This window comes from Phenylobacterium hankyongense (assembly GCF_003254505.1).
Classification (GTDB): Bacteria; Pseudomonadota; Alphaproteobacteria; order Caulobacterales; family Caulobacteraceae; genus Phenylobacterium; species Phenylobacterium hankyongense.
Genome location: NZ_QFYP01000040.1, coordinates 1 through 303 on the forward strand (window position 1 = coordinate 1; position 303 = coordinate 303).

Consider the following 303-nt stretch of genomic DNA (forward strand, 5'->3'; position numbering starts at 1 on the left):
GGCGACGAGGGCGGCTTCGCCCCGAACCTGTCCAGCGCCGAAGACGCCCTGGCCTTCATCGTGAAGGCCGGTGAAGCGGTCGGCTACAAGGTAGGCGACGACTTCGTCCTGGGCATCGACGTGGCCTCCACCGAGTTCTTCAAGGGCGGCAAGTACGTCATGGAAGGCGAGGGCAAGACGGTCGACGCCGGCGGCATGGTCGACTACCTGGCCGGCCTGGTCTCCAAGTTCCCGATCGTCACCATCGAGGACGGCTGCGCCGAGGACGACGTCGAAGGCTGGAAGCTGCTGACCGATCGCCTG

General features: G+C 66.3%; 1 pseudogene. It reads left to right on the top strand.

The features are described from left to right. Positions 1–303, top strand: a pseudogene (gene eno, locus DJ021_RS18600) (phosphopyruvate hydratase); the annotation flags it as partial.